13 protein-coding genes and 1 pseudogene are annotated in these 13903 nt (G+C 63.4%); 11 read left to right on the top strand and 3 right to left on the bottom strand.

Annotated features, from left to right (window positions below; all coding sequences use genetic code 11):
* Nucleotides 1-19 precede the first annotated feature (19 nt).
* On the top strand, nucleotides 20-700 hold the full coding sequence (locus IVA80_RS18320) for a redoxin domain-containing protein (RefSeq protein WP_247433077.1): 681 nt from the start codon (nucleotides 20-22) through the stop codon (nucleotides 698-700).
* 17 nt (nucleotides 701-717) lie between these two features.
* Here IVA80_RS18320 and IVA80_RS18315 read toward each other — a convergent pair whose 3' ends face one another.
* The gene (locus tag IVA80_RS18315; RefSeq protein WP_247433073.1) at nucleotides 718-1557 is read right to left on the bottom strand and encodes a uroporphyrinogen-III synthase; all 840 of its coding nucleotides are present in this window, start codon (nucleotides 1555-1557) and stop codon (nucleotides 718-720) included.
* A 139-nt stretch (nucleotides 1558-1696) separates the two neighbouring features.
* Here IVA80_RS18315 and purU point away from each other — a divergent pair, with 139 nt between their 5' ends.
* Nucleotides 1697-2560: a formyltetrahydrofolate deformylase gene (purU, locus tag IVA80_RS18310; RefSeq protein ID WP_247433071.1), complete on the top strand. Its 864-nt coding sequence runs from the start codon at nucleotides 1697-1699 to the stop codon at nucleotides 2558-2560.
* 72 nt (nucleotides 2561-2632) lie between these two features.
* Here the strand turns inward: purU and IVA80_RS18305 are convergent, their stop codons facing one another.
* Nucleotides 2633-2914 (bottom strand): hypothetical protein, encoded by a 282-nt coding sequence (locus tag IVA80_RS18305; protein WP_247433068.1) that lies wholly within the window; start codon nucleotides 2912-2914, stop codon nucleotides 2633-2635.
* A 519-nt stretch (nucleotides 2915-3433) separates the two neighbouring features.
* Between IVA80_RS18305 and IVA80_RS18300 the strand changes: the two genes are divergently transcribed.
* The 6 genes from IVA80_RS18300 (at nucleotide 3434) to IVA80_RS18275 (ending at nucleotide 9264) form a co-directional block, all read left to right on the top strand.
* Nucleotides 3434-4612 (top strand): ABC transporter substrate-binding protein, encoded by a 1179-nt coding sequence (locus IVA80_RS18300; RefSeq protein ID WP_247433065.1) that lies wholly within the window; start codon nucleotides 3434-3436, stop codon nucleotides 4610-4612.
* A gap of 146 nt (nucleotides 4613-4758) precedes the next feature.
* Nucleotides 4759-5628: a branched-chain amino acid ABC transporter permease gene (locus IVA80_RS18295; protein ID WP_212250637.1), complete on the top strand. Its 870-nt coding sequence runs from the start codon at nucleotides 4759-4761 to the stop codon at nucleotides 5626-5628.
* 8 nt (nucleotides 5629-5636) lie between these two features.
* Nucleotides 5637-6665 carry a branched-chain amino acid ABC transporter permease gene (locus tag IVA80_RS18290; protein WP_247433062.1) on the top strand — a complete coding sequence of 343 codons (1029 nt, stop codon included), beginning with the start codon at nucleotides 5637-5639 and terminating at the stop codon, nucleotides 6663-6665.
* Nucleotides 6662-7417, top strand: coding sequence for an ABC transporter ATP-binding protein (locus tag IVA80_RS18285; RefSeq protein ID WP_247433059.1), 756 nt, complete (start codon nucleotides 6662-6664; stop codon nucleotides 7415-7417). The genes IVA80_RS18290 and IVA80_RS18285 overlap by 4 nt, the downstream gene beginning before the upstream one ends.
* Nucleotides 7410-8126: an ABC transporter ATP-binding protein gene (locus tag IVA80_RS18280; RefSeq protein WP_247433056.1), complete on the top strand. Its 717-nt coding sequence runs from the start codon at nucleotides 7410-7412 to the stop codon at nucleotides 8124-8126. Before IVA80_RS18285 ends, IVA80_RS18280 begins: the two co-directional genes overlap by 8 nt.
* Nucleotides 8127-8145: 19 nt before the next feature.
* Entirely contained in the window at nucleotides 8146-9264 is a 1119-nt protein-coding gene (locus tag IVA80_RS18275) for a cobalamin-independent methionine synthase II family protein (RefSeq protein WP_247433053.1), read from the top strand.
* A gap of 152 nt (nucleotides 9265-9416) precedes the next feature.
* Here IVA80_RS18275 and IVA80_RS18270 read toward each other — a convergent pair.
* Nucleotides 9417-9607 (bottom strand): annotated as a pseudogene (locus IVA80_RS18270) (hypothetical protein); the annotation flags it as partial.
* Between the two features lie 102 nt (nucleotides 9608-9709).
* On the opposite strand from IVA80_RS18270, the gene IVA80_RS18265 reads away from it, so the two are divergent.
* From IVA80_RS18265 to ahcY, 3 genes are all read left to right on the top strand, one after another.
* Entirely contained in the window at nucleotides 9710-11065 is a 1356-nt protein-coding gene (locus IVA80_RS18265; protein ID WP_247433050.1) for a hypothetical protein, read from the top strand.
* Between the two features lie 62 nt (nucleotides 11066-11127).
* On the top strand, nucleotides 11128-12324 hold the full coding sequence (metK, locus tag IVA80_RS18260) for a methionine adenosyltransferase (protein ID WP_247433047.1): 1197 nt from the start codon (nucleotides 11128-11130) through the stop codon (nucleotides 12322-12324).
* 118 nt (nucleotides 12325-12442) lie between these two features.
* The gene (ahcY, locus tag IVA80_RS18255) at nucleotides 12443-13864 is read left to right on the top strand and encodes an adenosylhomocysteinase (RefSeq protein ID WP_027545108.1); all 1422 of its coding nucleotides are present in this window, start codon (nucleotides 12443-12445) and stop codon (nucleotides 13862-13864) included.
* The last annotated feature ends 39 nt before the right edge of the window (nucleotides 13865-13903 follow it).

The following is a 13903-nucleotide window of genomic DNA, read 5'->3' as shown; positions in this document are numbered from 1 at the left end:
CATGTGAAGGAGTTCAACCATGTCAGAACGTCATGTCGATGGACCGCTCCAATCCGGTGATCGCGCACCGAACATCGTGCTGGACGCCATCACGCGCGAAGGGACAATCGCGCTCGAGGATTTTCGCGGGCAGAGCCCGATATTGGTCGGCTTGTTTCGGGGCCTGCACTGCCCGTTCTGCCGCCGCCATATTGCGGCACAGGCGCAGCTTGATACGGCTCTGCGCGACAAGGGCATTGAAAGTCTCACGGTCGTCAATACGCCGATCGAGCGCGCGCGGCTCTACTTCCGCTATCATCCATTGCCCAATCTGCTCGCCGCGTCCGATCCCGAGCGGGTCTCGCACCGCGCATTCGGCCTGCCCAATCTCGAGTTCACGGAGAAGGAAAACGAATGGCCGCGCAAAGTGGGTATGGATGTGGTCATGAGCATGCAAGTCGACATTCCCGGAGAATTGTCCGGGCCGATGAATCGTTTGGCGGCTGCCGAGCAGCTCAACAGCAAGGATGGCTACCAGATGATGGAAGCCGATCAGCGCATGGCGGCAACCGGCCAGGGCCAGCTGTTTGGCCAGTTCCTGCTCGATCGGGAAGGGATCGTGCGCTGGACCTTTACCGAGGTTCCTGAAGGTGGCCAGCGCATGTTCGGCATGCCGGACCCGCAGGAGTTGATGTCGGCCGCCTCGCAGGTGGCAGGCTAGGTACCTGCGCCCGGCGATCAGCCCGCCACCTTCGGTCGTTTCTCCGCGAGCGCCGTGGCCATGGCCGAGATCAGCGGGCGCATGAAATAGGCTTCATCGGCCGGCGAGATGTCCGTGCGCAAGCCATGCGCGGCGAGCTCGCCCGAGACCGCCGGCCCTACCGATGCGATCAACGTCCGTTCGAGCCCTGCACGCAGCTTCGCCTCGCTGCCATGCGACTTCGCGGCCTCGATCAGGCGGCGGACCTGGCCGAGATTGGTCAGCGCGATGGAATCGATCCGCCCCTCGGCCATGTCGTCGATGGCGGCGACGATGTTGGCATCCGCTGCCTTGGAATCGTAGGCATAAGGCAGCACGGTATCGACGTCCGCACCTTGCGCGGCAAGCGCGCCGGTCAGTGCGCTGTGGTCCTTGTCCGGATAAAGCTGAAGGCCGATGCGTCGCCCCTTCAGGTCGAGCTTGCCCATCATCTCGATCACGCCCTCGGTGGTCGGCTTCTCCGTGGTCTGCTGCGCCTCGAGACCGATCTCGCGCAGCGCCTTGCCGGGCTTCGGGCCGCGGGTGAATTTTCGCGATCTGGCGAGCGCCGCGACAAAAGCCGGGTCGAGCCCGCGTTCGCGCGCGAGCTTCATGATCCGCCGCAGGCCTTCGCCGGTCATCAGCACGAGGTCGTCGAGGGGCCTGTCGATAGCACGGCGAATCCAGGCCTCGACCGGGGCGGGGTCCGGTGCATCGTGAATGGTGAACATCGGGCATTGCACGACCTCGGCACCTTGCTCGGCCAGAAGCTTGGAAAACTGTGCCTCCTCGCGCGTCTCCAGGATCAGGATGCGGTAGCCGTTCAAGCGGTCGGCCATGGGCGTGCTCCGGTCAGCATTTCAATCGTCCGTTCATCCTGACTCCGCGGTCGGGATTGGCGCAAGGGTGGGTCGGTGATAGAGCAGGGCGCAAATCGCGGGCAGTTCCGCGGCCTTCGCACAACCTTCATCAAGAGCCATGCCCGATCATCAATATGTCCTGACCCTGTCCTGTCCGGATCGCCCCGGCATCGTTTCGGCGGTGTCGACCTTCCTGGCCCATAACGGGCAGAACATTCTCGACGCCCAGCAGTTCGACGACATCGAGACCAAGAAGTTCTTCATGCGGGTGGTGTTCACCGCCGCTGATCTCGCCGTCGAACTGTCGGCGCTCCAGACCGGCTTTGCCGCGATCGCCGAGCGTTTCGGCATGGCGTGGCAGATGCGCGACCGCGCCGCGCATCGCAAGGTGATGCTGCTGGTGTCGAAGTCCGACCACTGCCTGGTCGACATCCTCTATCGCTGGCGCACCGGCGAACTGCCGATGATGCTTGCCGCGATCGTCTCCAATCACCCGCGCGAGGTCTATGACGGGCTCGATTTCGGCAGCATCCCGTTCCATTATCTACCTGTCACCAAGGAGACCAAGCGCGAACAGGAGGCGCAGATCCTGGATCTCGTCGCCAAGACCGGGACTGAACTCGTCGTGCTCGCCCGTTACATGCAGATACTGTCTGACGATCTCTCGGGGAAACTTTCGGGGCGCTGCATCAACATCCACCACTCATTCCTGCCGGGTTTCAAGGGCGCAAAGCCCTATCACCAGGCCCATGAGCGCGGCGTCAAGCTGATCGGCGCCACCGCCCATTACGTCACGCGCGACCTCGACGAAGGCCCGATCGTCGACCAGGACGTCGAGCGCATCAGCCACCGCGACACGCCCGAAGATCTCGTCCGCAAGGGCCGCGATATCGAGCGCCGCGTGCTCGCGCGCGCAATCCGCTACCATCTCGACGACCGCGTCATCCTCAACGGCCGCAAGACCGTGGTGTTCATGGATTAGCGAATGGTGGCGAGTAGCGAATAGAAAAAAGTAGCCTCCTTATTCGCTACTCCCTGTTCGCCATTCGCCTCCTCATCGCGCCGCGTTCTCGGACGCCGAGCCCGCCGCGCCCTTCGCCTGCTCTTCCTTCTCGCGGTCCGCCGCCGGCAGCAGGCGCTTGCGCTCGCGCTCCTTCATGTAGGCCTCGTATTGCGGCGTGCCGGCCCGCGGCGGGGCATCGGACGGCAGGCCGCCGGCCCATCGCGGAACGTAGTCGCCCATTCCGGCCGAGAGCTTCTCGTTGACGGTGCCGCAGCCGGACAGCCCCGCGGCGAGCACTACGAGGGTGAGGACGGAGCGGAAAGGCTTGAGCATTGTGCGCGCGCAAATTCAGTCAGATTGGACGCCAGTCAGGCTGGCGCGGGGAGAGTAGCCTTGAACAAGGTAAAATAGACTTATTCGAGGTAGGTAGTTAGCTACCAACTTGCGGTGGACCGAAGCCTCGTCGGTGTCCGAATTCTGCAAAAAAGGACGAAATTCTCCATCCACGCGGCCAGTCGCATTTCTAGACTGCGGCAACGTCGCGCGACAAACTGACTTGGTCAGCGGGGGCTTTTTTGTTGACAGGTCCATTTTGTTTGTACAATCGTACAAATGGAGCGACCCGGGATCTGAGTGCTCGGGTTACCCCAACGTAACCACGAGATCGCTCCCCTGTCGTCGGCGATCGGAACGCGCGGCTTGCGGAATGGTCGCCAAACGTCCGATTGACAATGAGGGCGCGAAAGACGCCATGTTGAGCGACATCGCGCGTGCGTGAGCTAGGGTTGAGCCAAGGACCGGGCACTCGGTCCGGCGCACAATGGGTCAGGAATTGAAGGGGAGGGACATCTGATGTTCGAACGCAAGACGTTTTCGCGGGCCGCCGCGTTGGCCGCCATCGCCGGCCTCGCGGCCGTCGCGCCGGCGAAGGCTGAGGACACCGTCAAGATCGGTCTGATCCTGCCGATGACCGGCGGACAGGCCTCGACCGGCAAACAGATCGAGAATGCGATCAAGCTCTATATGCAGCAGAAGGGCGACACTGTCGCCGGCAAGAAGGTCGAGATCATCCTCAAGGACGACGGGGCGGTGCCGGACAAGACCAAGACGGCCGCGCAGGAGCTGATCGTCAACGACAAGGTCAATTTCATCGCCGGCTTCGGCGTCACGCCGGCCGCTCTCGCGGCCGCGCCGCTCGCGACGCAGGCCAAGATCCCGGAAGTCGTGATGGCGGCCGGCACCTCGATCATCACCGAGCGCTCGCCCTATATCGTGCGCACCAGCTTCACGCTGGCGCAGTCCTCGACCATCATCGGCGACTGGGCGGTGAAGAACGGCATCAAAAAGGTCGCGACGCTGACTTCGGACTACGCGCCGGGCAATGACGCGCTGAACTTCTTCAAGGAGCATTTTGTCGCCGGCGGCGGCGAGGTGGTCGAAGAGGTCAAGACCCCGCTGGCCAACCCCGACTTCGCGCCGTTTCTGCAGCGGATGAAGGACGCCAAGCCCGACGCGATCTTCGTGTTCGTGCCGGCGGGCCAGGGCGGCAACTTCATGAAGCAATATGCCGAGCGCGGCCTCGACAAGGCCGGCATCAAGGTGATCGGACCGGGTGACGTTACCGACGACGACCTCCTCAACAACATGGGCGATGCCGTGCTCGGCACCGTCACCGCGCACCTCTACTCTGCGGCCCACCCCTCGCAGCTGAACAAGGATTTCGTCGCGGCCTACAAGAAGGCCTACGGTAACCGTCCGGGGTTCATGGCCGTGAGCGGCTATGACGGCATCCACCTCATCTACGAAGCCCTGAAGAAGACCAATGGCGACACCGACGGCACCAAGCTGGTCGAGGCCATGAAGGGCCAGAAGTGGGAGAGCCCGCGCGGCCCGATCGCGATCGACCCCGAGACCCGCGACATCGTGCAGAACATCTACATCCGCAAGGTCGAGAAGGTCGACGGCGAGCTCTACAACGTCGAGTTCGCGACCTTCGAAGCCGTCAAGGATCTCGGCAAGACCAAGAAGTGACGCGCGAAAGCGCGTCATCCCCGAGCGCGCATCCCGCTTTCCGCGTCATGCCCGGGCTTGACCCGGGCATCCACGTGGGAGCGCCGAACAAGAACGTGGATGGCCGGGACAAGCCCGGTCATACCTGATAACCCCAAGCTGAGACGATGACCTCGATCCTCACCAACCTGTTCGATGGCGTTGCTTACGGCATGCTGCTGTTCGTGCTCGCCTGCGGGCTCGCGGTTACGCTCGGCCTGATGAACTTCGTCAACCTGGCCCACGGCGCCTTCGCCATGGCCGGCGGCTATGTCTGCATGGTCCTGGTCAACCGGATGGGCTGGCCGTTCTTCGCCGCGCTGCCGCTCGCCTTTGTCTCGTCGGCCGCAATCGGCATTGCGCTCGAGCGCACGCTCTACCGTCACCTCTATGCGCGCAGCCATCTCGACCAGGTGCTGTTCACGATCGGATTGACGTTCATGTCGGTCGCGGCCGTCGATTACATCCAGGGCTCGTCGCGGGTGTTCATCAACCTGCCGGCGGCGCTCCAGGGCCAGTTCGACCTGTTCGGCGTCGGCATCGGCCGCTACCGGCTGATGATCATCGTGATCTGCGGCCTGCTCACCATCGCTCTCCAGATGGTGCTGGCCAAGACCCGTTTCGGCAGCCGCCTGCGCGCCGCGGTCGATGATCCCCGTGCCGCGAGCGGCCTCGGCATCAACGTGCCACAAGTGTTCGCCTTCACATTTGCATTTGGATGCGGGCTCGCTGGTCTCGGCGGCGCGCTGAGCGCCGAGATCCTCGGCCTCGATCCGTACTTCCCGCTGAAGTTCATGATCTACTTCCTGATCGTGGTCACCGTCGGCGGTTCGTCCTCGATCACCGGGCCGTTCCTGGCCTCGCTCCTGCTCGGCATTGGTGACGTCGCCGGCAAATATTACGTGCCGAAAATGGGCCCCTTCGTGATCTACACCATGATGATCGTGATCCTGATCTGGCGCCCGAACGGCCTGTTCGGCCGCACGGCCGCGCGTTGAGTTCGCCGATGAATGCCTCTTTCGACGTCGGTTATCATGCCCAGCGAAAGGCGCGCTGGCACTACGGCGAAGTCGCCTTCTGGCTCATCGTGCTGGCCTGCGGCTTTGCATTTCCCACGCGCTACCTGATTATGACCGACATCCTGCGGCTCGCGCTGTTTGCGATGTCGCTCGATCTCATCCTCGGCTATGCCGGCATCGTCTCGCTCGGCCATGCCGCCTTCTTCGGCGTTGGCGCCTATGCCGCGGGGCTTCTTGCGCTTCACGGCATTGTCAAAGAACCGGTGCTCGCGCTGATCGTTGCCGGGCTCGCCGCGATGGTGCTGGGTTTTGCCACCAGCTTCCTGGTGATCCGCGGCGTCGATCTCACCCGGCTGATGGTCACGCTCGGCATCGCGCTGCTGCTGGAGGCGCTTGCCGAACGGTTTTCCAACATCACCGGCGGCACCGACGGCCTTCAGGGCATCGAGATGCAGCCGATCTTCGGCGAGATCCCGTTCGACATGTTCGGCAAGACCGGCTTCTTCTACTCGCTGGCCGTGCTGTTCCTGTTGTTCCTGTTTGCCCGCCGCGTCGTGCACTCGCCGTTTGGCTTGTCGCTGCGCGCGATCAAGAACAATCCGCTGCGCGCTGCCGCCGTCGGCATCCCCGTCAACCGTCGCCTGATCGCGATCTACACGCTCGCGGCGTTCTATGCCGGCACCGCCGGGGCGCTGTTCACTCAGACCACGGCAATCGCCTCCCTCGACGTGTTCGCCTTCGAGCGTTCGGCCGATTTGATGCTGGTGCTCGTCATCGGCGGCACTGGCTATCTCTACGGCGGCCTGATCGGCGCGGTGCTGTTCCGGATGCTCCAGGAATTGTTCTCCACTATCACCCCGCAATACTGGCAGTTCTGGATCGGCCTCGTGCTGGTCGTGATCGTGCTGATCGGCCGCCAGCGCCTGCATCGCTGGGCGCTCTACGTGCCGAACGTGGTCATCAAGCAGGTGGCCGGCCGCAAAGCCGTCGTCGCCGTGCCGGAGAGCGACGCATGACCATCGCGCTCGAAACCCGGAATCTCGAAAAGCAGTTCGGCGGCCTGCGCGTCACCCGCGATTTGTCGCTGAAGATCGAACAGGGCGCTCGCCATGCGCTGATCGGCCCGAACGGCGCCGGCAAGACCACGGTCATCAATCAGCTCACCGGCGTGCTGAAGCCGAACTCGGGCCGTATCCTGCTCGAAGGCCAGGACATTACCGACCTTGCCGTGCACAAGCGTGTGCTGCGTGGTCTCTCCCGCACCTTCCAGATCAACCAGCTCTATCCCGATCTGACTCCGCTCGAAACCATCGGCCTCGCCGTTTCGGAGCGCCTCGGCCATGGCGGCGACTGGTGGCGGCGGATGGGAACACGCAGTGACGTCAATGGCGAGATCGCCGATCTCCTGCGGCGCTTCCATCTGCTCGACGTCATGAACGAACAGACCGTGACGCTTCCCTATGGTAAGCAGCGCCTGCTCGAGATCGCGGTCGCGATCGCCGCCAAGCCGCGCGTGCTGCTGCTCGACGAGCCTGCCGCCGGCGTGCCCGAAAGCGAGCGCCACGACATTCTCGCCGTCGTCGGCGCGTTGCCGCGCGACGTCACCGTGCTGCTGATCGAGCATGACATGGACCTCGTGTTCTCCTTTGCCGACCGCATCTCGGTGCTGGTCTCGGGCGCGCTGCTCACCGAAGGTCCGCCCGAGCAGGTCGCGCGCGACCCGCAGGTCAAGGCGGTCTATCTCGGCGAGGAGGCGGTCAATGTCTGACCTGCTCGCGATCGAAGCCTTACGCGCCGGCTATGGCGAGGCGGTGGTGCTGCCGAACATGAGCCTGCGCCTCGCCGAAGGGCAGGTGCTGGCGCTGTTGGGGCGTAACGGCACCGGCAAGACCACGCTGATCAATTCCATCGTCGGTGTTACCCGCCGCTTCTCCGGCACCGTCGGGCTCGCCGGCACCGATGTTACGTCCTTGCGGCCCGACCAGCGGGCGCGCGCCGGAATCGGCTGGGTGCCGCAGGAGCGCAATATCTTCCGTTCCCTCACGGTGGAAGAGAACATGACCGCAGTGGCGCAAGCTGGTCCCTGGACGGTCGAGAGGGTCTACGAGATGTTCCCGCGGCTGAAGGAGCGGCGGAGCAATTTTGGCAACCAGCTCTCCGGCGGCGAGCAGCAGATGCTGGCGATCGGGCGCGCGCTCACCCTCAACCCGAAAGTCCTGCTGCTGGACGAGCCGACCGAGGGCCTCGCCCCCATCATCGTCGAGGAGCTCTTGAAGGCGGTCGGCGCCATCACCCGGGCGGGCGGCATCTGCTCGATCATCGTCGAGCAGAATGCCCAAAAGATTCTGGGGCTGGCCGACCGCGTTGTGATATTGGAGCGCGGAACGATCGTCCACGACGCCCCGAGCGCCGCGCTGAAGGCCGACCCGTCGGTCCTCGAGCGCCATCTCGGCGTCGCAGGGGCGGCGGCCCACTAAGAATCCTTGGGAGTCAGAAATGCAGCGAACCAGAGCCCCCTTCCGCGCCGACGAGGTCGGCAGCCTCCTGCGCCCCGCCAAGATCAAGGAAGCCCGCGCAAAGCTCGAGAAGAACGAGATCTCGGCCGACGATCTGCGCAAGATCGAGGACATGGAGATCGAGAAGGTCGTGCACAAGCAGGCCTCGGTCGGCCTGAAGCTTGCGACCGACGGCGAATTCCGCCGCTCCTGGTGGCATTTCGATTTCCTGGCCAAGCTCACCGGCTGCGAGCTGTTTCACCCCGACACCGGCATCCAATTCGCGGGTGTGCAGACCCGTCACGATGCGGTGCGCGTGATCGGCAAGCTCGACTTCCCCGACGACCATCCGATGCTGGACCACTTCCGCTTCCTGAAAAAGTATACCGACCAGGCCCACGTCACCGCCAAGATGACGATCCCGTCGCCGGCGGTGCTGCACTTCCGCGGCGGCCGCAAGGCGATCTCCAAGGACGTCTATCCCGATCTCGACGCCTTCTATGAGGATCTCGGCAAGACCTACCGCAAGGCGGTGAAGGCGTTCTATGACGCCGGCTGTCGCTATCTCCAGTTCGACGACACCGTCTGGGCCTACCTCTGCTCGCAGGAAGAGCTTCAGAAAGCGCGCGAGCGTGGCGACAATCCGGACGGCCTCCAGCAGATCTATGCGCGCGTTATCAACTACGCGCTGGCGGAGAAGCCCGCCGACATGGTGGTGACGACGCATGTCTGCCGCGGCAATTTCCGCTCGACCTGGATCTCCTCGGGCGGTTACGAGCCGGTCGCCGAGACCATGCTCGCGGGCACCAACTACGACGGCTACTTCCTCGAATACGACAGCGACCGCGCCGGCGGCTTCGAGCCGCTGCGCTTCCTGCCCAAGGGCAACAAAGTCGTCGTAGTCGGCGTCATCACGTCGAAGTTCGGTGAGCTCGAGAAGAAGGAAGACATCAAGCGCCGCCTGGAAGAAGCCGCCAAGTTCGTACCCCTGGAGCAGCTCGCGCTGTCCCCGCAATGCGGCTTTGCTTCGACGGAAGAGGGCAACATCCTCTCCGAAGAAGAGCAGTGGGCCAAGCTGAGTCTCGCGGTGGAGATCGCGAAGGAAGTGTGGGGCCAGTAAGTCTCCGCTAGTTCGGTGTCATTCCCCGCGAAAGCGGGAATCCAAGTACGCTGCGGCTCCTCCATACCTCTCGCTGTCTCTGGAATCCTGGATCGCCCGGTCGAGCCGGGCGATGACAGCTGAGCGTGTGGCGAGCCTTGAGGCGGCGCTCCCTACTTCTCCGCCAGATAGACCTCATCCGGGAGCGACGAGTTCGACCACGGCACCAGGCTCGTTGGCGCTGCGAGGCCGAAGCGCTCTCGATGCCGCGGTTGGTACCTGGCGGCATCGCATCGTTGCGGCAGGCATCGAACATCAAAATGTTGATGCGGACCTGATCGTCGAGGCCGGACATGATCGTGTCCGCACACATGGTGAACCCAGCCGCCTTCGATCCCTATTCCCTCAGTGGGCAGATTTTGCTAGGAGGCGGAGCCCAACATTTCTGCCCACCGCATACCCACCGATGAAAAACGACGAAATCCTGAGCGAAATCACCGAGTTCTGCCGCAAGGCGGACATGGCGGAATCGACGTTTGGCCGGCGTGCGGTGAACGATGGGAAACTGGTGCATCGCCTGCGCGAGGGAAAGCGCATCACCATCGACACGTTGGACCGGATCCAGGCCTATATCGCGGCGTCCACGACCGGCGGGCTGCCGCCGCCGCGGGGGCTTCAGGTACCCCCGGAAAAGCGCGATCCGCGCGGCAACTTTCGCTTTTTCGAAAACCGGCAGAAATACCTGCTGTTCGTCCATACCTGCAGCGAGAAGCGGGTCGTCGCAGACAGGGTGGCGCTGGAGCTTGCCGCCATCCATCCGCGTCCACCGGCACTGCGCATATTCGACGCGGGCGTCGGCGACGGCACGGTGCTGGCACGGGTGCTTCGCGCAACGCATCAGCGCTTTCCGCACATGCCGTTCTATGTGGCTGGCAAGGAACTCAGTCTCGAGGACCTCAGGCTGACGCTGGACAAGGTGCCCGATCGCATTTTCGAGCACCCTGCGTCAGTGTTCGTCTTTACCAACATGTTCTACTCGGAGGCGCCCTGGCTCACGCCGGCATCGCCTGCAGCGGCGGCTGCCACCGTCTGGCACGAGGTTCCGCTACGGGGCGCCTCGTCGGGAGAGTTCGAGCAGCAGATCGCCGAACTGAGGCCGTTCCTGGAACAGAACTGGCGTGCCGCGATCAGCCCACGCACGGCCATGCCACTCTATGAGCGGCCCGTCGTTCTCGTGCTCTATCGCGAGGATCACAGGTTCCTGCTGGATTCGACCATCCCGCGGCCAGGCCAGACCGAGGCCAATTTTGATCTGGTCATTGCATCCCAGCCCTATCGCGCCCTGTCCTCGGTCAATTTCCGGGCAAAGCGGATCATTGCGCCGCTAGCGCGGGCGCTTCGGCCCGGGGGGCGGCTGATTGGAATCCACTCCCATGGCCAGGATCCGGGCATGGAAATGATCCAGGCGATCTGGCCGGGAGAAAATCCTTTCGCGGTCAGCCGTCATGAGCTATTGCGCGCCGTTAAGTACGAGCTCGGATCGTTGGGCCGGGACCTAAATTTTAATGCGTACGCGGATAACCGTTCGATCTTCAGGTATGATATGGAAGCGCTGCCCAACGAGGTAACAGGTACCATTGGAACCTCGACGGCCTTTGCAGCGTGGAATGCGGCGGTGTATGTCGCTCAGATCGAGGACGATCGTTTGACAGAAATGACTCAGAACGGCCGTACTCTGGATGCGGCCAGGGATGTGCTGCGAAAGTACAACGGGCTCTGGTTTCTCGATGAATCCTACGTCATCTCGCGCCGGCGTGACTGACATAATCCGAAAGTAAACATCGCAAACGCCCGCCAGCTTAGCGGCGGAACAAGGGGTTACTGATGCGCGCGTCCTATCTCTTCACCAGCGAATCCGTGTCCGAAGGACATCCCGACAAGGTCTGCGACCGGATCTCCGATGAAATCGTCGATCTGTTCTACCGCGAAGGGCCCAAAGCCGGCATCGATCCTTGGGCTATCCGTGCGGCCTGCGAGACGCTCGCGACCACCAACAAGGTCGTGATCGCCGGCGAAACCCGCGGTCCGGCGTCCGTCACCAACGAGCAGATCGAGGGCGTCGTTCGGGGCGCGATCAAGGACATCGGCTACGAGCAGGACGGCTTTCACTGGAAAACCTGCGACGTCGAGATCCTCCTGCATCCGCAGTCGGCCGACATCGCGCAGGGCGTCGATGCGCTGCAGCCGGGCGAGGTCAAGGAAGAGGGCGCGGGCGACCAGGGTATCATGTTCGGCTATGCCACCAACGAGACGCCCGATCTGATGCCGGCGCCGATCTTCTACGCCCACAAGATCCTCCGCCTCATCTCCGAAGCGCGCCACTCCGGCCGCGAGAAGGTCCTGGGTCCCGACTCCAAGAGCCAGGTCACCGTGCAGTATGAGAACGGCAAGCCGGTCGGCGTGCGCGAGATCGTCGTGTCGCACCAGCACCTGGTCGAGGACATTTCGTCGAAGCAGATTCGCGACATCGTCGAGCCCTATGTGCGCGAGGCGCTGCCGAAGGATTGGATCACCCCGAAGACGATCTGGCACATCAACCCGACCGGCAAGTTCTACATCGGCGGTCCTGATGGTGACACCGGTCTGACCGGCCGCAAGATCATCGTCGACACCTATGGCGGCGCGGCCCCGCATGGCGGCGGCGCGTTCTCCGGCAAGGATCCGACCAAGGTCGATCGTTCGGCGGCCTATGCCGCGCGCTACGTCGCCAAGAACATCGTCGCGGCCGGACTCGCCGACCGCTGCACGCTCCAACTCGCCTACGCTATCGGCGTCGCGCGTCCGCTGTCGATCTACATCGACACCCACGGCACCGGTAAGGTGTCGGAGGACCAACTCGAGAAAGCCGCCGCGAAGGCGATGGACCTTACCCCGCGCGGCATCCGCAGCCATCTCGACCTCAACCGCCCGATCTACGCGCGCACCTCGGCCTATGGTCATTTCGGCCGCACGCCCGACAACGAGGGCGGCTTCTCCTGGGAGAAGACCGACCTCGTCGAGCCGCTCAAGCGCGCGCTCTGATTTCTGCGCGTCAGTCCGGGTTCGCGCGCGAACCCGGATCCTTAAATCCTCACGTCGGGATTCCGGGGTGCCTCTTCGAGGTGTCCCGGAACGCCCGTTCAACAACAGGACACTCGCAATGAACGCGAAGCCCGGCTTCACCGATTACATCGTCAAGGACATTTCGCTCGCCGATTTTGGCCGCAAGGAACTCTCGCTCGCCGAGACCGAGATGCCCGGCCTGATGGCGACGCGCGAGGAATACGGCCCCAAACAACCCTTGAAGGGCGCGCGCATCGCCGGCTCGCTGCACATGACGATCCAGACCGGTGTGCTGATCGAGACGCTGGCAGCACTCGGCGCAGACATCCGCTGGGTCTCCTGCAACATCTATTCGACGCAGGATCACGCCGCCGCCGCGATCGCGGCAGCCGGCATTCCCGTCTTTGCCGTCAAGGGCGAGACGCTGGCCGAGTACTGGGACTACACCGCCAAGCTGTTCGACTGGCACGGCGGCGGTCACCCGAACATGATCCTCGATGACGGCGGCGACGCCACCATGTACGTCCATCTCGGTCTGCGCGCCGAGAACGGCGACACCGCGTTCCTCGACAAGCCCGGCTCCGAGGAAGAGGAAGTCTTCTTCGCGCTTCTGAAGAAGCAGCTCAAGGAAAAGCCGAAGGGCTACTTCGCCGAGATCGCCAAGAGCATCAAGGGCGTCTCCGAAGAGACCACCACGGGCGTGCATCGTCTCTATGACATGCAGAAGGCCGGCACGCTGCTGTGGCCCGCGATCAACGTCAACGACAGCGTCACCAAGTCGAAGTTCGACAATCTCTATGGCTGCCGTGAATCGCTGGTCGACGGCATTCGCCGCGGCACCGACGTGATGATGTCGGGCAAGGTCGCGATGGTCGCGGGCTTCGGCGACGTCGGCAAGGGTTCGGCCGCGTCGCTGCGCCAGGCCGGCTGCCGCGTGATGGTCTCCGAAGTCGATCCGATCTGCGCGCTCCAGGCCGCGATGGAAGGCTACGAGGTCGTGACGATGGAAGACGCCGCCCCGCGCGCCGACATCTTCGTCACCGCGACCGGCAACAAGGACATCATCACGATCGAACACATGCGCGCAATGAAGGATCGCGCCATCGTCTGCAACATCGGCCACTTCGACAACGAGATCCAGATCGCCGGTCTGCGTAACCTGAAGTGGACCAACATCAAGCCGCAGGTCGACGAGATCGAATTCCCCGACAAGCACCGCATCATCATGCTGTCGGAGGGCCGTCTCGTGAACCTCGGCAACGCGATGGGCCATCCGTCCTTCGTGATGTCGGCGTCCTTCACCAACCAGACGCTGGCGCAGATCGAGCTGTTCGCGAACAACAAGGACGGCAAGTACAAGAAGGAAGTCTACGTGCTGCCGAAGACTCTCGACGAGAAGGTCGCGCGCCTGCACCTCGCCAAGATCGGCGTCAAGCTCACCGAGCTGCGCAAGGATCAGGCCGACTACATCGGCGTCAAGCAGGAAGGTCCGTACAAGAGCGATCACTATCGGTACTGAGCCGCGAATTCGACCTACCATCGATGCGAAGCCCCGGAG

The sequence above is a fragment of the Bradyrhizobium sp. 139 genome (genome assembly GCF_023074175.1).
GTDB lineage: Bacteria > Pseudomonadota > Alphaproteobacteria > Rhizobiales > Xanthobacteraceae > Bradyrhizobium.
Note: the sequence above shows the minus strand (reverse complement) of the source record. Positions and strands in the feature narration are given on the sequence as shown.